The sequence below is a fragment of the Paractinoplanes aksuensis genome (assembly GCF_024137025.1).
In the GTDB taxonomy this organism is placed as follows: domain Bacteria; phylum Actinomycetota; class Actinomycetes; order Mycobacteriales; family Micromonosporaceae; genus Actinoplanes; species Actinoplanes aksuensis.
The window spans coordinates 161869-182877 of the sequence record NZ_JAMYJR010000028.1; the positions used below are offsets into that span (position 1 = coordinate 161869).

The following is a 21009-nucleotide window of genomic DNA, read 5'->3' on the forward strand; positions in this document are numbered from 1 at the left end:
GATTGATAGCTATAGATGTAAGGGATGACTGCGCCGTCCCGTCGGAACTTCCTCAAGCTGGCCGGCCTGGCCGCCGTCCCCGTCGGATCCGGGACGGCGGCGGCCGACGAGACGCTGGCCGGCTATCGCAGCCACACGGCCGACCGCCGCACGGTCACGGTGACGAGCACGACCGGGCAGCAACTGCGCATCACGGCGTACGGGGGCCACATGCTCCGCGTGCGGGCCGTGCGCAGCGGCGAGACGTTCTTCGCCGACGACCGCTACGAGATGGTCGACCCGGCCGCGCACACCGGTCTCGGAGGCAGCCTGGCCGTGACCGACGCCGCCGACCGCCTCACGATCGCCGCCGCCGGCCTGCGGGTCGTGCTGACCAAGGACCCGGTGCGCCTCGAGTTCGCCGCCACCGACGGCACCCGGTACGCCGGTGAGGACGCCACCCACAGCCTGAGCTGGGGCGCCGACGGGGTGCGGCAGACGTTCACGGCCGCGGCCGCCGGTGAGCGCTTCGTCAAGGCAGGGCACGGCCTCTACGGGCGGGCCCCGAAAATCGACCGCACGGGCGACATCGTCGCGCACAACTACGGATTGCAGTCGCAGCACATCGACCAGGCGCCGGCCATCGTCCCGCTGTACCTGTCGTCGCGCGGTTACGCCGTCTTCTTCAACACCACTTTCGACACCACGTTCAACTTCGGCAGCGGCGGCATTTACGAGTTCTCGGCCGACGGGCACGGCGCCCCCGGCGTACGCCCCCAATTGGACTACTTCGTCATCGCCGGGCCCACCTTCGCCGGGCTGCTCGACCGCTACACCCAACTGACCGGCCGCCCCCGCTTCCCGCGGCTGGGCGTGTTCGGGCTGCAGCTCTCCGACAAGAACTTCCCCCAGGTCAGCGATCAGAACTGGTGGACGACCCGGATCACCGCCCTGCGCGCGGCCGGGTACCCGCTCGACGTGCAGGTCAACGACAACCGCTGGCGGGCCGGCTCGGGCGGCTGGAGCGGCTCGTGGTTCGAGTTCAGCCCGCAGCGCTGGCCCGACCCGGCCGCGTTCAAACGCTGGGCCGACGAGCACGGCGTGCTCACCACGCTCGACTACAACCGCAACAACTCGAACGAGATGGCCGGCTGGAATCCGGCGTACGGGTTCGCGCCGGCCGACGTCACCGCGGTCAGCGACAACGACGCCGTCCCCGACTGGAGCAACCCGAACACCCGATCCTGGCTGTGGACGGTGTTCTGGACCAAGGCCCTCGACCCGCGGCTGGGCTACCCCGGCGACGCGTTGTGGATCGACGAGCCGGACGAGATGGGCCCGATCCCGTACGGCGCGCTCGCCGCGAACGGGCAGCGCTGGGCCGAACTGCGCAACGCGTTCTTTCTCTATTGCCAGAAGGCGGCCGGCCAGGAGGGCTGGGACCGCGGCCGCACCGGGCGCCCGTGGATTTTCACGAGAGGCGCGACCGCCGGACAACAACGCTATGGGCACTTGTGGACCGGCGACATCAATTCGACGTACGCGGAAATGAAGGAACAGATCCGCGGCATGCAGAACGCCGGACTGGGCGGCTTCCCCTTCGCCAACATCGACGGGGGCGGTTTCTTCGGAGCGGTGCTGTCGAACGGCATGTATCGCAATTGGGTGGCGGCCTGGTCGAGCCTGTCGCCGGTGTGGCGCCCCCATTCCAACGGCGACACCGGCGCGCAGGGCCCGGCTGCCTCACGGTGGCCGATCGACCAGGGCGCGACCGAACAGGCTGACTTCATGAAGTACGCCCGGGTGCGCTACACGCTGATGCCGTACATCTACACGGTGGCTCGTCTGGCCCACGCGACCGGTGTGCCGATGGCCCGCGCAATGGTTGTCGAACACCAGAACAATCCCATGGCGTACACGCACGACCTGCAATACATGTGGGGCCCGTCGATCCTCGTGATGCCGGTGACCACGGATACCGGGGGCGCGGTGCAGAACGTCTGGCTGCCCGCCGGCGACACCTGGTACAACTTCTGGTCCGACGCCAAGAACGTCGGCTCGGACACGGTCGAGAAAAGCTACGTGACCAGCACCGGCGAAATCATCATGTACGTCAAAGCGGGAAGCCTGCTGCCGAAGTACAAATACGCGCACAGCACAGCCTTCCTGGATAAAACGCAGCTCGAGGTCGAGGTCTATACGGGCCAGGACGGCAGTTTCGAGGTGTACGAGGACGACGGCGTCACCGAGATCCAAGCCAGCAGCAGCACACGTCTTGCTTTTGTGCACGCCGCCCTGCGCGTGACGATCAACCATCCCGTGGGGACCTATGCGGGCGCACCGACGTCCCGCCGCTATGTGGTGCGCTACCACGGCTTGTCGGCCGCGGTCGGCATGCGCGTCAACGGGGGCGCCGTGCTGCCCGCCTTCACGAGCGAGTCGGCCGCCATCCTGAACGGCAGCGGCCAGGTCTGGAACGCCGCCCGCCGAGTGCTGTCGGTGATCACACCTGCGATCGGCGTGCTGGCCGGCGGCGGGGCAGCGGCCACGATCGAGCCGAGCGGCGCCGCCTTCCCGCCATCGTCACCGGTGGCCGTCTACGAGGCCGAGGACGCCACCCGCAGCGGCCCGGTGCTGGCCACTCAGCACGCGGGCTACACCGGCACCGCCTACGTCGACTACCCGAACACGACCGGCGCCTACCTGGAGTGGACGGTGGCCGTGCCCACGGCGGGCGCTCACCCGTTGCGCTTCCGCTACACCAACGGCGGAGCGGCCGACCGCCCCTTACAAGTCACCGTCAACGGCACCGTTGCCGCCACCCTGTCCTTCCCACCCACCGGCGACTGGAAGACGTGGCGAACCGCAACCCTGACCGCCACCCTCCCCGCCGGAACCACAGTCCGAATCCGAGCCACCGCCACCACCACCGGCGGTCCCAACCTGGACAGCCTCACCCTCGGCTGACCCCGGCGGCCGCTCCTGAGCATCAGCCCACGCGCCGCCACCACTGCCGGCGGCCCTCAGCCTGGACGGCCTCACCATCGGCTGATCCTGGCGGCCGCTGGGTGGTGGTGCCGCGAGTGAGGTATCTGGCGGGTGGATCGGGGCTGGTCAGGGGTTTGAGCGGGGCCGGGTAGGGTCGCGGCCATGGGTGAGGTGGGAGCGTTCGACGCGGTTCTGTTCGACTGTGATGGCGTTTTGGTGGACTCCGAGAGCATCACCAATGGGGTGCTCCGGGAGATGCTGCACGAACTCGGCTGGCTCGTCAGTCAGGAGGACTGTTTCCGCCTCTTCGTGGGCCGGGCCCTCCGCGACGAGACCGCCATCATCACCGCTCACACCGGCTTTGTGGTCACCGATGCGTGGCTGGAGGAATTCCGGGAGCGCCGCAACGCGGCTCTGGTCGAGCGGCTCCAGCCGATTCCGGGAGCGGTGGTGGCCGCGAGCGAGATCAACGAGCTGATGGACGGGCGGATCGCCTGCGCCAGCGGGGCCGATCTCGGCAAGGTTCAGCTCCAGCTGCGCAAAGTGGGCCTCGACCAGGTGTTCGCGGGCAAGATGTTCAGTGGGATGGATCAGGCGCACAGCAAGCCGGCGCCTGACGTCTACCTGGCCGCGGCCGCCTTTATGAACATCGACCCGGCGAAGGCCGCCGTTGTCGAGGACACCGTGCCGGGTGTTACCGCCGGCGTTGCCGCGGGGGCCACCGTTTTCGGGTTCTGCCCGCCCGGCAGCCTGGCCCACCATCCGCCCCAGGCGCTGCTCGACGCGGGGGCCACCCACATCTTCGCGTCGATGGCCGACCTGCCGGCGCTGGTCGGCCGCCCGGTCCGCGCGGGTTAGTCGTAGGTCAGCCAGTTCACGGACGCGTCCGTGCCGGGGCCGGGTGTGCGTACTAATGCTGGTGATCCAAGCTCCCGGACCACCTGATCGCCAGGCGGAGAGCATGTAGAAACCCCTTCCTGCGTCCGCGATCAAGTCATAGTGTTCGATTTATTCGACCGAGGGGGGCGCATGCGCAATCTGGTTCGATTCATGGTGGCAGTGGTCGTGGCGGCCGGACTGACGGTCCCGGCCGGGGCGGCGAACGCGGGACACGGCCGGTTCAGCGCCCTGGTCTTCTCGAAGACCGCGGCCTTCCGGCACGATTCGATCCCGGCCGGCGTGGCCGCGATCGAGCAGCTCGGCGCCCGGAACCACTTCCGGGTCGACGCCACCGAGGACGCGGCGGCGTTCACCGACGCCAACCTGCGCCGCTACGACGTCGTGATCTGGCTGAGCACCACCGGTGACGTGCTGAACGACGCCCAGCAGGGCGCGTTCGAGCGGTACATCCGGGCCGGCGGCGGCTACGCGGGCATCCACGCCGCTTCCGACACCGAGTATGACTGGGCCTGGTACGGCGGCCTGGTCGGCGCTTACTTCCGGGACCACCCGGGCTCGGTCAACGCCCAGTACCAGGTGGCCACCGTCAACGTGCTGGGCCGCGACACCGCCGCCACCCGGCCGCTGCCGAAGAAGTGGGTGCGCGAGGAGGAGTGGTACAACTTCCGCACCAACCCGCGGCACACCGTGCGGGTGCTGGCCGAGGTCGACGAGCGTACGTACGATCCGCGCGGCTACAGCGAGCCCGGCGGCTCGCCCGGCATGGGCCGGCATCACCCGATCAGCTGGTGCCAGCCGTACGACGGGGGTCGTGCTTTTTACACGGCGCTGGGCCACAAGCCCGAGTACTACGCCGAGCCCCTGCTGCTGGCCCACCTGCTGGGTGGCATCCGGATGGCGGCCGGCGTGGCGCCGTTCCGCTGCGGCCGATAATTTTCTCGGGGTGGTTGTCGGATCGGCCGGACGTCGTTCGTAGCGTAGGCAGGAACGGACATCGGGTCCGGCCGAACCGAGGAGCGACGATGCCGCAGTACATCATCTACTTCAACCAGCAGTGGGTGGGCGACCACAGCGAGGAGTGGTTCCGCAGCCGCGGGCCGCTGGCCAACGCCGTCGTCGAAGAGATCAAGGCGGCCGGGCAGTACCTCTTCGCCGGCGGCCTGGAGGAGGACGGCCCGATCTTCAGCGCCGACGCCACGAGCGGCAGCGTGCTGTTCACCGACGGCCCGTACGTCGAGACCAAGGAGTGGCTGGGCGGCCTGACCGTCGTCGACGTGCCCGACGAGGCCACGGCGCGGGTGTGGGCCGGCAAGATCGCCGAAGCCTGCGGCTGGCCCCAGGAGGTCCGCGTCATCTTCTGAGTCCCCTTACGATGCGGGAATGATGTACGCCGCGCGGGCCGTGACCGAGGACCGGGCCGAACACGCCGAGGGCCCGGCCTGGGACGCGCGGCGGGGCGAACTGCTGTGGGTCGACCAGTTCGCCGGCCTGGTCCATCGGTCCCGGTACGCCGGCGGCTCGTTGCGCCCGGTGCGGACGTACGACATAGGAACGCCGGTCGGTGCGGTCGTGCCGGTGGCAGGGGAGGACGGCTGGCTGCTGGCGGCCGGGGCCGGGTTCGCGCGGCTGTCGTCCGACGGCCAGGTCGAGGTGGTGGCCGAGCCCGAGGCGGCAGTGCGCGACACCAACCGCATGAACGACGGCAAGTGCGATCCGCGGGGACGTTTCTACGCCGGCAGCATGGCCTGGGCCAAGACGCCCGGCGCCGGATCCCTCTACCGGTACGACGGCAAGGTGCAGACAATCCTCTCCGACGTCACCATCTCGAACGGCTTGGCCTGGACGCCGACGGGCGACCGCATGTACTACATCGACACCCCGACCCGGCGCGTAGACGTCTTCACGATCGCCGCCGACGGCGAGCCGGTCGAGCGGCGCCCGGCCTTCCACATCGACCCGGCCGACGGCCAGCCCGACGGCATGTGTGTCGACGACGAGGGCTGCTTGTGGGTGGCCTTGTGGGGCGGCGGCCAGGTATGCCGCTACACCCCGAACGGCGAGAAGCTGGCCGCCGTCGTGGTGCCGGCGCCGCAGGTCTCGAGCTGCGCCTTCGCCGGCCGGACACTGTTCATCACCACATCCCAGGAGGGCTACACCCCAGCCGACTCTGAGCGGCATCCGAACGCGGGCCGGCTGTTCGCAGTCGACCTACCGGTCGGAGGGCCCCCGGCCACACCTTGGTCCGGATGACTACCGCCGGCCAGTCCGCCGGCGGTGCGGCTGCGGTGCTCGGCGTGGCCGTTCGCTCCTCCTAGGCTTTCCGCGGGAGACCTGCTCGGAGGCGGCCCGCCGGCCACGCCCTGGTTCGGTGACCCCGAAGACTGGGCCTGGACAAGCCGGCGGGGGCGCGCGGCCATTCGGCCTGCGGCACTGCTGTCCGCGATGGACCTGCTGGTCAGCCTGCCGCCCGGCCACGCCCCGGGCCGGGGTGACCGCCAGCGGCTTCAGTTCGGGCCGGGTGACCGCCGCCGTCTCCACGCCGGGCCGGGTGACTGCCGTCGCCCACGCCCCGGGCGGGGTGACCGCCGCCGAGTCCGGGCGGGGTGACCGGCGCGGGCTGGCCCGGACCAGCCCGCGCGCGGCACCTGCTATTCGGCCCGCAGCGGCTTGGCCTGCACCTGCTGCGTCGGCGTGAATTCGGCCCGCAGCGGCTTGGCGTTGAGCGCGGCCGCCGCGGCGACGATCCCGCCGCTGCTCACCACCAAAGCCCCGGCCACAGCCAGCGCGCTGATGGTGCGATGGACGTTCAATTTCATGTGATGCCCCCGTTTCGTCGTCTGGACTGGTCCGAACCTGCCGGAGGGCCCTTCGACGAGGCGCACGTTACATCGGCCACGGCATGATCGGGCAGAACCGCCCCGGATTTGTCGCCTTCTGCGAGGGAGCCCGTCCTGTCTACAGTTCTCGCCCTGAGGATCTTTCTCCTCGAATAATTTTCTTGAGAATGCCGCTGAGGTGCCGGATCCATGCGCTCATCCGTGCCCACAACCGTGACGCCGGACCGCATCCGCATCGGTCCATCGCTTTGGAGAATGCGGAATACATTCGACCGATGCTGCCGCCTGGAATGGTGGATACATCCTCAATTCAGACAGGTGACAACGCGAATGCTAAAACCGAGATCGATGCCAACATTCTGTGTATGTTCCGCTATATCACGCGGCTGTGGCGATACTCAATGCCACCGGACCTGAGCCTGAAGAGTAAGTGGGCCGCAAGAAGGGGGAACGCGACTGAGCAGCCGAGCGTCGCGCTGGGCGGCATCGACGTCCAGACCAAATAGCCTCTGCGCACCGCACCTCGGACTCGAAGAACACCTACCCGATACGCCGAACCGTATTCGCTCTCCGCGCACGCGTTCCTCACCCCGGGCCACACCGGCCGCACGTAGGTCTCCTCAGCCTGAAACCCCAGGTTGTACCCGGCATTCTCCGACGGCGCGACGGCCCCGCCCCGCCCGTGGCCGGACGAAAAGAACTGCCAGTCCGGAAGCCGCGCATAGGACCGCCGAGGGCCGCCCCGTCCGGTGACAGTTGACTCGGAGCCTTCCCTCACCCTTGTCGCCCAGCCCATTTCAGGGCGGTCGAGAGACCTAGTTCGCGACCCGCCGTCCTCCATTCTGAATTGGCATGATCGAAAATTGGCGGACGCCGTCCGCCGTGCGGAAAAATGTACTCATGCGATACCAGCAGCTCTCATTATTCGGCCGGCAGGAAACTGCCGCCCTGCGGGCTCGCACGAAAGCGCGCAACTATTCACCGAGCAAGGAGGAATTTCGTCGCGACCATGCGCGGCGCCGCCGATGGGGCCTCGCCCGGCGGCACGCGGGAAAGTTGTGCCGGTCCCGTGGCTGTTCCCGTGAGTGCGGCCAGTTGGGCTTGCATGATCCGGCCGAGGCCGTCCCGCCGTTGATCTGGCCCGCCGGGGCGACCAGTTCACGGCCCGAACCCACACATCCGGGCCACGGCGACTCAGTCGCGAACGACTCGTCATCAGATGACGTACATTCAGCGGCCCAGCCTTCCCCCGCCGACCGGGCCGACCGGGCCGACCGGGCCGACCGGGCCGGCACCCCGCGCCGGCAAGATCCTGGACGCGCCGCAAGCCTCGGTCGGGAGTGCGCAACGCTCGACGAATCCACGCGGCAAGAAGCGCGAACTCCGCCGATGCCCGCCTCGGCTGCTTGCCGACCAAAGCCCAGACCGCGCCAGCACCCCATCCCCATCTTCGGCGCCAACCGACGATTCCGTACAGGACGGACGAGGCAGACGGCAGCACCGTCTCTTCGGGCTCCTGTTACCAACGCGTCGGTTGTGCTCACGTTCAAGACTGTCCGTACCTTCGTGCGGCGCTGGCTTCTGTCCGGCGTCGCCGTCCTTATCGATGCTCTCGCCGGCCGGGCCGCTGGTGCCTCGCCTCCTCTTGCGATCTTCTAGTGCTCTCCCTCGCACAGGTCGTCGCCCGGGAGTTGTCGGCGCTGCCGCCTTCGCTGGCCGGGCTGTTGGTGCCTCGCCTCCTCTTGCGATCTTCTAGCGCTCTCCCTCGCACAGGTCGTCGCCCGGACTTTTCGGCGTCGCCGCCCTCATCAGCGCCCTCGCCGGCCGGACCGATCTCCGCTCGGTACCGCCAGCGGCGGTGTGCCGGCATGAGCGTTCAGGCGCGCCGGGATATGGGGATGTCGATCACCTCGTTCGGCGTCGGATGCGGACGTAACCTCGGTCGGCTGCTCCGACGACGGAGCAGATCATGTCGGTCGAGCGGCCTTGAGGGCAGTACGGTTCCGTGGAGGACGCCCGGCCGTTGACGCCCGGCCGTTGACGCCCGGCCGTTGACGCCCGGACGCGCGCTTTCTGCCGCGCCGCGCCCGTGCGGTGGCGTCTGGGCGGCGGTGGGTGATCGCCTTGCTGCGGATCAGGGACGGGTGGAGCGCCATTCGCCTGGGGGCTGGCCGTAGGCGGTTCGAAAGGCTCGGTTGAAATGGGCGTCGCTCCGGAAGCCCCACTGGGCGGCAATCAGGCGTACGGGACGGGTTTGTTGCAGTGGGTCTGACAGGTCGTCTCGGCAGCGTTCCAGGCGGCGGGTGCGGATCCAGTCGGCGACTGAGATGCCGGCCTCTTCGAAGAGCTTGTGCAAGAGGCGTACGGAAATGTGGTGGGCCGCGGCGACCGTGGCGGGGTCCAATGCGGGGTCACCCAGGTGGGACTCGATGAAATGCTGGGCTCGGGTGACCATGGAGCGGCGCCAGGCCTCGGTCGTGCGGGGTGGCTCGTGGTCGATCTCGTGGGCCAGGGCGACGCCGATCAGGTCGAGGGCCGAGCGGGCCAGCCGGGTGCGGTCGGCGGGGGTGCAGTCCTGGCTCTCGGTGGCCAGGCGGCGGACGAAGTCGGCGACCACCGCGCCGACGCCGCGGCGGCCGTCGAGCCGGGCTCCCATGAGGTCGGCCGCCGTTCGGCGGGGCACGGCGAGGCGCCCGGGGGCGAACGTGATCATCGCGAAGGCGGCGGGCAGGGTCTGGGCCGCGCGGGCGACTTCGAACGGCTGCGAGGTGTCGTACAAACCCATGTCTGAAGTTTCGAAGCGGCCGCCGCGGCCGCAGTGGGTGGCGTCGGCCCGGCCGTGCAGGACGACCAGGAAGCGGTACGCCTCCGGGTCGGAGCGCCGGACCATGGCCGGGGTGCGGCGGGCGATCATGCGGCAGCCGCGGATGGCGTTGACCGAGAGCTCGACCTCGGGGTCGAGGACGACCGTGCGTACGTCGGACTGGAAGTTCTCGGCCGGGTCGCCGCTCACATCGACCGCGACGGGCAGGTGGGCCATGCGCTGCCGGTAATCGGCGAAGCGTTCCGGTGCGGACACTGATCCCACCGCGCCTCCCTTCCGCCGGCGTAAACCTCCATTGGAGCGAGCCGGGGCCGGCAGGTCAAGCGGGGAGTGGCAAGGCCTGTGCGCCGGCGGTCAATGCCGCGGCCGCCGCGAGCCGCGATCATCGTAAAAGCCAGTCTGGCCGTGACGGCGGGGGAGGATGGCCCTCCGGGCGTGATGCCCGGAGGGCATTCCTGCGTCACAGCGCCAGCAGACTCTCGGCGGTCTCGGCGATCGTGTCCTCGATCGGCCGCGCCTTCCAGCCCAGCAGGCGTTCGGCCTTGGCCGAGGTCGCGTCGAGGTTGCGGCCCAGCAGCATCCGCAGGGCACCCATCTGCGGGTTGACCTTGGCCAGCCCGCGCGCCACGACCAGCGGCATCTCCCGCGTCGGCACCTTCGCGGCCCGCGCGCCCAACCGCTCCCGCAGGACGGCGGCGATGTCCCGCTGCCACAGACTGTGACCGGCGGTCGCGATGAACCGTTCCCCGGCGGCGGCCGGCTCGGTCATCGCGAGCAGGTGCAGCGACGCCACGTCCCGCACGTCGACGTACCCGGTGGCGAACTTCAGCAGCGCCGGCGCCGACCCGTCGAGCATGCGCGCGATCGAGTTCAGCGACGGCGAGTAGTCCGGCCCGAGCACCGGCCCCAGCACAGCGGTCGGGTTGACCGTGGACAGTTCCAGGCCACGCCCCTCACCGGCCACAAAATCCCAGGCCGCGCGCTCGGCCAGCGTCTTCGATTTTTGGTACGGCGCGATGTCCGCATCGACATTTGTCCAGTCCTGCTCGGTGAACGGGGTGTCGCGCGGCTCGTGCCCATAGGCGATAGCGCCGATTGCGGAGGTCATCACCACCCGCTTGACCCCGGCGCCGTGGGCCGCGCGCAGCACCCGCAACGTGCCGTCGACGGCCGGCCGGACCATCTCGTCGTCGTCGCGCGGCACTTGCGTCAGCGTCGGCGACGCGACGTGCAGCACGTAGTCGCACCCGGCCGCGGCGTCGGCCCAGCCCTCGTCGTCCCGCAGATCAGCCCGTACGAATTCGAGGTGGTCGGTGCCGCCGTGCTGCAGCATCGCGCGCACCTGAGTCTCACAACCGAGGTCCCGTACGGTCGTCCGCACCCGATATCCGTCCGTGAGCAGCGCCAACGTGCACCAGCTGCCGATATAGCCGGAACCCCCGGTCACCAACACATCAGTCATGTCCCGTCCTCCTTGTGCGATGAGCCCACGCTAACGGAGAGTTCTCCGCTTCGTCAACGAAAAGTGGAGACATCTCCGAATCCTGAATGACGCTCTTGTTGTCGAGGGCCTGCCATCGCCGGGCAGCGGCCGGCGAGCGGGGAGGCGGCCGCGGATGGCAGACGACGGCAGGAGGCGAGCAGCACCAAGGAGATCGGCAGTGGCGGCGGGTGGGGGGGTGGGGAAGGGCGGCCAGCAGTTGGGCGTCCAGCGGGGGCGGCTAACGGTGGAGGCGGTCAACAGTGGGAGCCGTCAACAGTGCGGGTGGTCAACGGTGGGTGTGGTCAACGGTGGGTGTGGTCAACGGTGCGGGTGGCCAGCGGTGCGGGTGGCCAACAGTGGGAGCCGTGAGCAGTGCGGGTGGCCAGCGGTAAGGGCGGCTAATGGTGGACCGGCCAGCAGCAGGGCGGCCAGCAGGTGGGGCGGCCAATGGTGACCGGCGGGCGGCCGGCAGTGGGGCCGCCGGCAGTAATGAGCTAGGTTCCTAGGATGCTTGAGGCCGAGTGTCAGCCTGCATGGGTGGCTCGTCAAGTGAACAGGAGCATGCTCGTAGGTCGGCTGCGCGGCGGCGCTTACGACCGGGCTGGTCGCGACGAGGGGATGGAGCGCAACCGGCGAGCCTTCGAGCCAGTGACAGGGCTCGCGGAGGTGGGGCGGTCACGCGTTTGAGTTGGCGTGGGGCAGCGTCGTGCGCGGTGCTGGGTCTGGGAACGGCCCGGCTCAGCCTCGTACAAAGCGTCGCGGCAATCGTCCGGACTGGCGCCTCGTAGAAGGCGGCCCCGCTCAGCGCCGGGTCAATTAGGCGTCACTCCGGCGTGGTCCTGAATTCGGCATGAACCTTGTCGGCGTGGTCCTGAGTTCGGCATGGAACTGTGCCCGGCGTGGAACTGGGGCCAGCCCAGGACTCGGGCCAGCCGATTTGCCACTCGCCGACCCCATGGACCCGGGCCGCCTCGATCGGGCCGTCCGCGCGGGGCTCGGTCCGGCACGGAACTCGGTCTCGTGCGGGATTCAAATGCTGCACGGATCTCAGTCCGGCACCGGATCCAGTCTGGCACCGGATCCAGTCTGGCACCGGATCCAGTCCGGCACCGGATCCAGCCCGGGACCGGATTCAGCGCGGCACGAGACTGGTCCGGCAAGGGACTTGGGATTCGGCCCAGCGCGGGACTCGGTCCGACGCGGGACCCGGCCCAGCGAGGAACTCAGTGCGGCGGGGGACTCGGTCCGGCGTGGGACTCGGTCCGGCACAGGACTCAGTTCGGCACGGGACTCAGTTCGGTAGGGGCTTCGTCCGGAACGACCTGCCTGTTGTGGGCAGGCTGGATTGCGGAGACGCCAGAGAGGTTTGTCCGGGGTGAGTGGACGCTCTTGGCTGGGTCAGCGTTCCCAGACGGCCACGGCGGCTTCGCCGTACTGCGGGACCCAGCCCAGTGCGGCCGGGTCGCCCTGGGTGCGCTTGAAGTTCAGGGTGAGCGAGCGGGTGCCGGCCTCGAAGCGCACGGGCTTGGTCTGGGTCGGGTCGTTCTCCCAGCCCTGGGTGTCGTACAGGGTGAACATGGCCGGGTTGATCGTGAACGGGCGGGTGGCGGCTACCGACAGCACGGCCTTGGTCGACTTCTTGGCGTAGGTGGCCGACTTCAGCGTGACCGTGGCGACCTTCGCGCCCTTGCGGGCGATGGTGACGACCTTGCCGTCCTGCTTGTACTTGAGCGCGGGGTCGCGGTCGGCGATCGCGGGGACCGGGGTGGCGGCAACCTCCGCGGCGACGGGGACCGACGCAGCGGGAGCGGCGGCGACGGGAGTTGGCGCGGCCGGGGCAGCAGCCTCCGCGGCGGGGGCGGCGAACGCGGGCTGATCGTCCGCCACGGCCACTCCGGCGCTGGCGGCCGACATGACGGCGGCGACGGCGATACCGAGGGACGTAACTACGGCGGACATCCTCAAAGCGATCTCTCCCAGGTCTGGGTGGTGGGCTCTCGGACAGTCAAACGCGGCGAGCGTCATCCCGGTTGCGCGCTGGACCGCTCATCCTACCCGGCGACCCGAAAGGCCGTCGTACCCGCGGTCGGGTGGTGACCCACGGCAGCCGCGCGCATCCCCGGTGTAGCTGACGCCCATGGGTGGTCAGCCGGCTCGCGCCGCCCGTGACGGGGTGGGGGTGGGCGGCCGGCCTGCGCTGCCCGTGACGGGATGAGGGTGGGCAGCCAGGCCGCTGCGGCCTGCAACTAGGCGAGGCGGGCGCGGTCCGCAGCCTTCCGAGTCCGCCACTGCCTGCGTAGGCGCCCGTCGTGCCGGCGACGACGAGAGTGAGGCGGTGCGGTCGGGTGCTCACGCCCACGTCGCGGATCCGGATCGGGGGCGCCCCGCCGGACGGGCGCGACGGGTCCGTGACCTTGATCTGGAATTCGTCGTTGCCAGGGTTGGCTATGCCAGATAGCTTAAAAGCTATGCAGAGTAGCTTTTATGCCTAGGGCCGGGTTGAGTCCCGAGGTGCTGGTCGGGGTCGCGCTTGATCTGGTTGATGAGAAGGGGCTTGAGGCGCTCAGCCTGGCTGCCGTCGCTGAACGGGCCGGAGTGGCTGCCCCCTCGCTCTACAAGCACGTGGGTAGCGTCGGTGCGCTGCGCGAGCTGATGGCCGTCGCGGTCGTCCGGCAGCTCACCAAGCTCTGCGCCGCCGCGGTCATGGGGCGCAGCCGTGCGGACGCGGTCGCCGCCCTGATGCGGGAGTACCGGGCGTTCGCCTTGGCCAACCCCGGCCGGTACGCGGTGGTGCCGCCCAACGCGTTGCAGGTGCCGGCCGTGGCCGCTGCGGGCGCCGAGCTGCTCGGCGTTTTTGCGGCAGTGCTCCGGGCGTACGGGCTGGAAGGCTCGGCCGCGACCCATGCGATCCGGCGGATGCGGGCGACCGTGCACGGTTTTGTCGTGCTGGAAGCGGGCGGTGGTTTCGGTCTGCCCGAGGACGTCGAGGCCAGTTTCGATCAGGTGGTCACCATGGTGCTGAGGAGCCTGGAATGAGTGCGCTGTTCGCCTTTGCCGGTCTGATGTTCCTGCTCTACCCGGTGCTGCGCCCGTGGACCGACGAGACCACGGTGGACGGCGCGATCGAAGCCATGTCGTCCCCGGCCTGGGTCGCCTCGCACCTGTTCGCCATGCTCGGCTTTCTCGCGGTCAGCCTGGGCCTGCTCGCCCTGCACTCCCGGGTGTCGTCCCGTTCGTCGCTGACCGCCCTGCTCACGGCCTGGATCGGCACGGCGCTGGTGCTGCCCTACTACGGCGCCGAGGACTTCGGCCTGCACGCGCTGGCCCGCAACCCCGGAACGGACCTGCTCACCACGGTCGACGAGGTCCGCTACCAGCCGGTGGCCGTCACCATGTTCGGCGTCGGTCTGATCCTCTTGGCCGTGGCCGGCGTCGCGACCGGAATGGCCGTGCGGGGCCCGGCCGGCGTTTTCTTCGCGGCCGGCTATGTGTTGTTCCTGCCTCAGTTCTTCCTGCCCCCGGCGGGCCGCATCGCCCATGGCGTCATCCTGGCCGCCGGCTGCGTGTGGCTGGCCGCGAGGAGCCGGAGTTCTGCCTTGTCCGCGCCGCACCGAACACCCCGGGCCGTCGGCCCAGCTCAGCGGGGGTGAGCTCGCGCGCCTCGGTACCTGCCGCGACCACACCGGCGGCGCCCAGCCGGCGACCGGCCGAGGCGAGCGGGAACAGGGTGCCCGCGAGCTGGGCGCCGTTGTGGTTGGCGATCAACGACCGGATGTCGATGGCTCAACTGCTCCTGCGGGCACTCGCCGTTTGCATGGACGACTCAGGCGATCCGGCTCGCAACGCTGCCGGTGCTGGGTCGGTCTCCTGGATGGCCGGCCGGACGGCTCCGCCCGATGGTGGGCGGTTGGCCACCCAGGAGACACTGACCGTCCGAGACCGGTCAGGCGACGGCCTGGACCGAGGCGGACGCTTGGCTGAGGCCGCCGATGTTGCGGGCGAAGACCCGGAAACCCATTTCTGTACCGGGTACGAAGTTGATGGACAGGGCCGTGGTGCCCGGCTCGAGGGGCGCCGACCGCACCGCCTGATCGGCGGTGTGACCGGCCGTGATGTTCCAGTGGTCGACGAAGTAGTAGACGCGACCCGACGGGTGGGTGGTGGCGTTCCAGTTGACCCGGATGGCCCCGTTGCCGGTCGCGGTGGCGGTGACGCCGGTGACCTGGCTCGGACGCTGCACGGTGACCGTCTGGCGGACCACGTTGGACGCGGGGACCTCGCCGCCGCCGGCGTTGGCGAACGGTTTGACGCGCCACTCGAAGGTGTGGCCCTGCGTGTCGCCGTCGGTGACCGGGATGTCGGTCATCGACGTGTCCTGCTGCCACAGTTCGGGACGCTTCCAGTCGGTGCCGGCGGTGACGTCGCGCGACTCCACCCAGTACCACATGTCCCGCCCGTAGTTGCTCCAGCTCAGGTTGACGTCCCCGGCCGCCGAGACGCTCGAGGTGAGCGTGGTCGGCTGGGTCAGCGGCGGACAGCCCCGGTTGTCGGCCTGCCGCCCGGGGCCGACCTGGACGTCGAGGCGGCGGCCGCGCTGTCCGGCCGCCCCACCGCCGAGGTGGCCGGGCATCTCGACCGGCTGGCCGGCGCCCACCTGCTCGAACGGCCGGCCGCGCGCCGCACGACCTGACCCGCGAATACGCCCGGGAACGAGCCGCGGCCTTCGACGGCCGCGCCGCCGTACGCCGCCTGGTCCACCACTACCGCCGCCGGGCCGGCGCCGACGCCCGAATCCTGCACCCCCAGCTCCTGCGGCTGCAATCGTCCGACCAGGACCGTGCGGCCGCCGAGGCGGGTGACACGGCCGACGTGCCTGCTGATCGGGCGGCTGCGCTGGAGTGGCTGGGTCGTGAGTTCGACAATCTGGTCGCGGCGGCCACCGGGCCGGACGAGGAGCCGTGGCGGCTGGCCGACACCCTGCGCGGCTACGGCTTCTATCAGGCCAAGATCACTCAGTGGTGGGAGTTGGTCGGGGCCGGCTCGGCGGCGGCCGCGGCTTGTGGTGACGAGCGGGCGCGGGTGGCCATGGCGACCAGCCGGGGCCACTGCCGACATGCGGCCGGTGACTTCCGGGCGGCGCTGGTCCACTTCGGTGAGGCCCTCGAGCTGGGCCGTCGCTGCGGGTGGGCCGAGTCGGAGGCGGCGGTCCTCGGCAATCTCGCCGCTGCCCACGGGATGCTCGGCGATCTCGATCAAGCCGCCGTCCATCAGCGCCAGGCCCTCGACATGAACCGCCGGATCGGCTGGCGCCCGGGCGAGATCGTGCAGCTCGGCAATCTGGGGATCACCTCCTCCTGGCGGGGCGACCTGGCCGGCGCGGAGGAGTATTACCGGGCGGCGATCCGGATGTGCCGCGAGGACGGTGCGGCCGCCGCCCAAGCGGCGCTGCTGGCTCAGCTGGCCGAGGTGCTCACTCTCCGCCTGTGCCGCGAGGTCGGCGGCCGCGGCTTCGTCGCCGAGGCCTTCGTGGCGTACGCCGAGGACAGCGCCCCCATCCCCCCGCGATCGCTCGCAAGGCCGCCCGCCAAGCGCTGGTGCTGGCCGGCCGAGGCGGCTACCGGGTGGTCGAGGGCCGCGCCCACGCCGTCCTGGCCAACCTCGTCACCACCCGCGCGGCCCGCGCCGGAACCACCCACGCCCGGTCCGCCCGTCAGATCGCCGAGCGGACCGGTTGGCGGGAGCCTGGGCCGGGCGGCGTGGCGATCAGGCGTCTCGGGCGGCCGCGAAGGTGGTCCGGGTGAGTTGCTCGGAGAGCTGCCAGATGCGCTTCGCGTCCTGTTCGCTGCGTAGTCGGGAGTACAGGGCCTGTTCGGCGGGTGGCCCGGACATGTGCTGAAAGCCGCTCGGCCCGTAGAACAGGCCGCCGCGGGCGTCCGGGGCGGTTGCGGCGTACAGGGCGGGCAGCATCGCCGTCTCGGCCGTGCCGACCAGCAGGCCGAGGCGGCCCAGCGCCCGGATCGCCCGGCCGCCGACGGTGGCGCGGGGGCGGCCGACCTCGGGCCGGGCCTGCAACAGGTTGGTGGCGGCGATCCCGGGGTGCGCCAGGTTGCTGGTGATGCCCCAGCCCTCGGCCTCGCTGCGCCGCTGCAGTTCGAGGCCGAACATTCCGTACGCGATCTTGGATTGACTGTAGGCGGCGAAACCGTCGTACGACTTCTCCCAGTTCGGGTCGTCCCAGTTGATGCCACCGCGGTCGGCGGCCACGCTGAGCTGCGACGTCACCCGGGCCCGGCCCGCGCTGAGCAGCGGCCGCAGGTGGGCGGTCAACGCGAAGTGGCCCAGGTGGTTGGTGCCGAACTGCAGCTCGAACCCGTCGGCCGTGGCCTGCCGGTCGGGCGGGGTCATCACCCCGGCGTTGCCGACCAGGATGTGGAGGGGCCGGCCCTCGTCGCGCAGCCGGGAACCGAGGGCGGCCACCGACGCCAGCGACGACAGATCGAGCTCGTGCAGCGTCAGCCGCGCCCGCGGATGCTGCTGCCGGATCTTGGCGAGCGCCGCCTCTCCCTTGGCCTGGTTGCGTACGGGAAGAAGGACCTCGGCCCCGGCGCCGGCGAGCCGGGTCGCCAGGCTCAGCCCGACGCCGTCGCTCGCCCCCGTCACCAGGGCGAGCCGGCCGGAAAGGTCGGGCACGAAGTTGTCCATCGGAGCTCCTCGGGAACGTGTCAACGGCGGAGTTCCAGATTCCGCCGAACCCGGTGGCGCATCCAGGGCCTCCCGATCCCAGGCTGACCGGCTCCCCTAACCGCTTCGCATATAGGTCTAGTAGGAGTTAGGGTCAGGGGGCGTACCCACGAGAGGGGCTGCCATGACCCAGCTTTCCCCGTCGTTCCCCACCAACCAGGACCTCGACCCGGCCCGCCTGCGCCAGGCCTTCGGCATCTTCCCCAGCGGGGTGGTCGCGGTGGCCGCGCAGGTCGACGGCGAGCTGGTCGGGCTGGCCGCCAGCTCGTTCACCTCGGTCAGCCTCGACCCGCCGCTGGTGTCGTTCTCCATCGCCAACACCTCGAAGACGTGGCCCGACCTGCGCCGATCGGCCCACCTGGGCGTCACGATCCTGGCCGACCGGCACGGCGGCCTGGCCCGTCAGCTGGCCGGGCCGGTGGCCGCCCGCTTCACCGGCGTCGAGGTCGGGCTGACCGAGCACGGGGCGGTGACCCTGCCCGACGGCCTGGCCCAGTTCGACACCACGATCTACCGCGAGGTCGAGGCGGGCGACCACACGATCGTCCTGTTGCGCCTGCACGCGGTGCAGCACACCGACCACTCGCTGCCGCTGGTCTTCCACCGCAGCGCGTTCGGCCTGCGCACGCTCACTGATCAAGCTCCTGGAACAGCGTGATGTGCAGGTCGCCCGGCGCGTCCAGGCGGGCGTTGAGCGAGCGCCACGGTGTCTCGGTCGGCGCGGCGACCACCTCGGCGCCGGCCGCGGCCGCTTCGGTCGTACGGGCCGTCGCGTCGGACACCTCGAACGCGAGCCGGAACCGGGGCGCCACCGGGCGGCCCACCTCGACCTGGTCGATGTAGCGGTGGTGGGCCGGGTTGGCCAGTTCCAGGGTGGCCCGCCCGGCTTCGAGGATCATCACGCGCTCGTCGCCGTCGCCGCTGAAGGCCGCCTCCTGGGTCAGCCCAAGCGTGTCGCGGAAGAACGCCACGGCGGCGTCGAAGTCCTCGACCTCGACGATCAGTCGTAGTTGCTTCGCCCCGTCGCTCATCGCCGGCCGGCCCTCTCGTGCAACGTCCGCATCTGCTCGTCGTACGGCGTGACCGGGCCGGTGACGTCCAGGCCGGGCACGACGGTGCTGATGGGCAGCACGGCCACCGGCGACGCCGGCTGCCCCCACCCGGTGCGCCAGCCGGCCAGTTGGACGGCCGACCCGGCGTACACAATCGGGCCTAGACCCACCCACCCGTGCGCGGCCGCACACATCGGGCAGTGCTCGCCCGAGGTGTAGACCGTGCACCGGGCCCGCTCGGCCGGGCTCAGGTTGGCCGCGGCCCAGCGGGCCAGCGCGAATTCCGGGTGCGCGGTCGGGTCGGCCTCGGTGACCTCGCGGTTGCGCTCCTCGGCCCGCACCGCGCCCTCGGCATCGACCAGCACCGACCCGAACGGATAGTCGCCGGCGTCGAGGGCTTCCGTCGCGAGCTCCACGCACCGGCGCAGATGTTCGTCATTCATGTGATCAGCCTCGCGCACGGCGCGAACGGCGACAACGGTTCCGGTCATCGGGCGGGCAGACGGACGACGAACCGGCAGCCGTCGCCGGTGTTGCCCACGCCGACCCGGCCGCCGTGGGCCTCGACCAGACCGCGGACGATGGCCAGGCCGAGCCCGCCGCCGGCCGTGCCGGCCGGGGCCGGGCTGCGGGCCCGCTCGCCGCGGAAGGCCACGTCGAACACCCGGGGCAGGTCGTCCTCCGGGATGCCGCCGCAGGTGTCGGTGACCGCCAGCCAGGCGTCCTGGTCGTCGCGCCCGGCCTCGATCCGCACCGTGCCGTCGGGCGGGGTGTAGCGCACGGAGTTGACCAGCAGGTTCGTGACGACCCGGCCCAGCTCGGGCTCGCTGCCCAGCACGATCGGCCAGCCCGACTCGGCCGCGACCAGCCGGATGCGGCGGTGCGCGGCCAGCGGCGCGGTGGCCGCTAGAGCCTCGGAGACGACGTCGCCCAGCGGCACCTGGGCCAGGGCGAGCCGCAACGCGCCCGCGTTGATCCGGGACAGTTCGAACAGGTCGTCGACCAGCAGGGCCATCCGATCGGTCTCGACCCGGATCCGGCGGTGGTAGTCGGCGACGGCGGCCGGCTCGGCCACGACCCCGTCCTCGAGGGCCTCGGCCATCGCCCGCAGGCCGGCCAGCGGCGTCCGCAGGTCGTGCGAGACCCAGGCCACCAGTTCGCGGCGGCCGGCCTCGAGCTGCCGTTCGCGTTCGCGGGCCTGGGCCGACCACATGGCCGCGGCGGCCAGGCGGCGGCCGAACGTGATGCCCAGGGCCAGGCTGACCACGGCCGCGGCCAGCACGGTCAGCACCACGACCTGCAGGTCGTGGGCGGACAGGAACATGGCCTGGGCCACGGTGACGACGCCGGCCACGACCGCCGCGACGGTGACCACCAGCAGGACAGCGACGTGGACGGCGATCGACCGGCCGCCCAGCCGACGCAGCAGGAGCAGGCCGAGCGCGCCCACGACGGCCCCGGCGGCCAGCGCGTACACGGCGATGAGGAGCAGGTCAGTCATTGCGTACGCTCGTAGCGGTAGCCGACACCCCAGGCCGTGACGATGCGCCGGGGCGTCGCCGGGTCGTCCTCGATCTTCTCGCGCAGCCGCCGGACGTGCACGGTGACCGTCGACTGGTCGCCGAACTGCCAGCCCCAGACCTGTTCGAGCAGCTCGGCCCGGGACCAGGCGCGAGCCGGATGCCGCAGCAGGAAGACCAGCAGGTCGAACTCGCGCACGGTCAGCGCCAGCGGCCGGTCACCGAGGCTCGCGATCCGGCGGCCGGTGTCGGCCGTGAGGTCGCCGTCGCTCAGCAGCAGCGCCGACCCGGTCGCCGGTGGGCTGCGGCGCAGCACCGATCGGACCCGCAGCACCAGTTCGCGCGGCGAGAACGGCTTGGTCACGTAGTCGTCGGCGCCGACCTCGAGCCCGGCCACCCGGTCGCCCTCGTCACCGAGCGCGGTCAGCATGACCACCGGCAGCCCGGCGTGGCGCCGGCGCAGCCGCCGGCACACCTCGAGGCCGTCCAGGCCGGGCATCATGAGGTCGAGGACGACCAGGTCGGGCTGGTCCTGCTCGGCCAGGGCGAGCGCGGCGAGGCCGTCGGCGGCCAGCCGGACGTGGTAGCCGTCCTGTTCGAGGTAGCGGCGGACGACGTCGCTGACGGTCGGGTCGTCGTCGACGACGAGCACGGTGGGCACCCTCCGACGCTACCGATCCGCGGG

20 protein-coding genes are annotated in these 21009 nt (G+C 70.8%); 10 read left to right on the forward strand and 10 right to left on the reverse strand.

The features are described 5' to 3' along the window. Window positions 1-24 precede the first annotated feature (24 nt). From M1L60_RS25840 to M1L60_RS25860, 5 genes are all read left to right on the forward strand, one after another. Entirely contained in the window at window positions 25-2946 is a 2922-nt protein-coding gene (locus M1L60_RS25840) for a TIM-barrel domain-containing protein (RefSeq protein ID WP_253240102.1), read from the forward strand. A 183-nt stretch (window positions 2947-3129) separates the two neighbouring features. Beyond that, complete coding sequence (locus tag M1L60_RS25845; protein WP_253240103.1) at window positions 3130-3825, forward strand: HAD family hydrolase; 696 nt, start codon at window positions 3130-3132, stop codon at window positions 3823-3825. Between the two features lie 171 nt (window positions 3826-3996). After that, complete coding sequence (locus tag M1L60_RS25850; protein ID WP_308208539.1) at window positions 3997-4800, forward strand: ThuA domain-containing protein; 804 nt, start codon at window positions 3997-3999, stop codon at window positions 4798-4800. A gap of 89 nt (window positions 4801-4889) precedes the next feature. Next, on the forward strand, window positions 4890-5228 hold the full coding sequence (locus M1L60_RS25855) for a YciI family protein (RefSeq protein WP_253240104.1): 339 nt from the start codon (window positions 4890-4892) through the stop codon (window positions 5226-5228). Window positions 5229-5247: 19 nt separating this feature from the next. Then, complete coding sequence (locus M1L60_RS25860; protein ID WP_253240105.1) at window positions 5248-6117, forward strand: SMP-30/gluconolactonase/LRE family protein; 870 nt, start codon at window positions 5248-5250, stop codon at window positions 6115-6117. 398 nt (window positions 6118-6515) lie between these two features. On the opposite strand, the gene M1L60_RS25865 is transcribed toward M1L60_RS25860, so the two are convergent. Then, on the reverse strand, window positions 6516-6683 hold the full coding sequence (locus M1L60_RS25865; RefSeq protein WP_253240106.1) for a hypothetical protein: 168 nt from the start codon (window positions 6681-6683) through the stop codon (window positions 6516-6518). 83 nt (window positions 6684-6766) lie between these two features. Here M1L60_RS25865 and M1L60_RS25870 point away from each other — a divergent pair, with 83 nt between their 5' ends. Beyond that, window positions 6767-7210, forward strand: coding sequence for a hypothetical protein (locus tag M1L60_RS25870; protein ID WP_253240107.1), 444 nt, complete (start codon window positions 6767-6769; stop codon window positions 7208-7210). Window positions 7211-8838: 1628 nt separating this feature from the next. Here the strand turns inward: M1L60_RS25870 and M1L60_RS25875 are convergent. From M1L60_RS25875 to M1L60_RS25885, 3 genes are all read right to left on the reverse strand, one after another. Next, window positions 8839-9792: a helix-turn-helix domain-containing protein gene (locus M1L60_RS25875; protein WP_253240108.1), complete on the reverse strand. Its 954-nt coding sequence runs from the start codon at window positions 9790-9792 to the stop codon at window positions 8839-8841. Between the two features lie 196 nt (window positions 9793-9988). Then, window positions 9989-10990 carry an SDR family oxidoreductase gene (locus M1L60_RS25880; RefSeq protein ID WP_253240109.1) on the reverse strand — a complete coding sequence of 334 codons (1002 nt, stop codon included), beginning with the start codon at window positions 10988-10990 and terminating at the stop codon, window positions 9989-9991. A gap of 1419 nt (window positions 10991-12409) precedes the next feature. Next, window positions 12410-12970, reverse strand: coding sequence for a hypothetical protein (locus tag M1L60_RS25885; RefSeq protein ID WP_253240110.1), 561 nt, complete (start codon window positions 12968-12970; stop codon window positions 12410-12412). Between the two features lie 525 nt (window positions 12971-13495). On the opposite strand from M1L60_RS25885, the gene M1L60_RS25890 reads away from it, so the two are divergent. Both M1L60_RS25890 and M1L60_RS25895 read left to right on the forward strand, forming a co-directional pair. Beyond that, window positions 13496-14047: a TetR/AcrR family transcriptional regulator gene (locus M1L60_RS25890; RefSeq protein ID WP_253240111.1), complete on the forward strand. Its 552-nt coding sequence runs from the start codon at window positions 13496-13498 to the stop codon at window positions 14045-14047. Next, window positions 14044-14661, forward strand: a complete 618-nt coding sequence (locus tag M1L60_RS25895; protein WP_253240112.1) for a hypothetical protein — start codon at window positions 14044-14046, stop codon at window positions 14659-14661. The genes M1L60_RS25890 and M1L60_RS25895 overlap by 4 nt, the downstream gene beginning before the upstream one ends. Before the next feature lie 293 nt (window positions 14662-14954). Here the strand turns inward: M1L60_RS25895 and M1L60_RS25900 are convergent, their stop codons facing one another. Continuing rightward, window positions 14955-15665, reverse strand: a complete 711-nt coding sequence (locus M1L60_RS25900) for a fibronectin type III domain-containing protein (RefSeq protein ID WP_253240113.1) — start codon at window positions 15663-15665, stop codon at window positions 14955-14957. Window positions 15666-15880: 215 nt separating this feature from the next. Between M1L60_RS25900 and M1L60_RS25905 the strand changes: the two genes are divergently transcribed. Further along, window positions 15881-16861: a tetratricopeptide repeat protein gene (locus M1L60_RS25905; protein ID WP_253240114.1), complete on the forward strand. Its 981-nt coding sequence runs from the start codon at window positions 15881-15883 to the stop codon at window positions 16859-16861. Here M1L60_RS25905 and M1L60_RS25910 read toward each other — a convergent pair. Further along, entirely contained in the window at window positions 16775-17713 is a 939-nt protein-coding gene (locus tag M1L60_RS25910; RefSeq protein WP_253240115.1) for an SDR family oxidoreductase, read from the reverse strand. The two genes, M1L60_RS25905 and M1L60_RS25910, sit on opposite strands and share 87 nt — an antisense overlap. A gap of 163 nt (window positions 17714-17876) precedes the next feature. Between M1L60_RS25910 and M1L60_RS25915 the strand changes: the two genes are divergently transcribed. Next, complete coding sequence (locus M1L60_RS25915) at window positions 17877-18410, forward strand: flavin reductase family protein (protein ID WP_253240116.1); 534 nt, start codon at window positions 17877-17879, stop codon at window positions 18408-18410. On the opposite strand, the gene M1L60_RS25920 is transcribed toward M1L60_RS25915, so the two are convergent. The 4 genes from M1L60_RS25920 to M1L60_RS25935 are packed head-to-tail and all read right to left on the reverse strand — an operon-like array spanning window position 18382 to window position 20985. Continuing rightward, a complete protein-coding gene (locus M1L60_RS25920; RefSeq protein WP_253240117.1) occupies window positions 18382-18783 on the reverse strand; it encodes a VOC family protein in 402 nt (133 codons plus the stop codon). The two genes, M1L60_RS25915 and M1L60_RS25920, sit on opposite strands and share 29 nt — an antisense overlap. Then, window positions 18780-19247 (reverse strand): nucleoside deaminase, encoded by a 468-nt coding sequence (locus tag M1L60_RS25925; RefSeq protein ID WP_253240118.1) that lies wholly within the window; start codon window positions 19245-19247, stop codon window positions 18780-18782. Before M1L60_RS25925 ends, M1L60_RS25920 begins: the two co-directional genes overlap by 4 nt. Window positions 19248-19291: 44 nt before the next feature. Further along, window positions 19292-20305, reverse strand: coding sequence for a sensor histidine kinase (locus tag M1L60_RS25930; RefSeq protein ID WP_253240119.1), 1014 nt, complete (start codon window positions 20303-20305; stop codon window positions 19292-19294). Next, window positions 20302-20985: a response regulator transcription factor gene (locus M1L60_RS25935; protein ID WP_253240120.1), complete on the reverse strand. Its 684-nt coding sequence runs from the start codon at window positions 20983-20985 to the stop codon at window positions 20302-20304. The genes M1L60_RS25930 and M1L60_RS25935 overlap by 4 nt, the downstream gene beginning before the upstream one ends. Window positions 20986-21009: the final 24 nt, after the last annotated feature.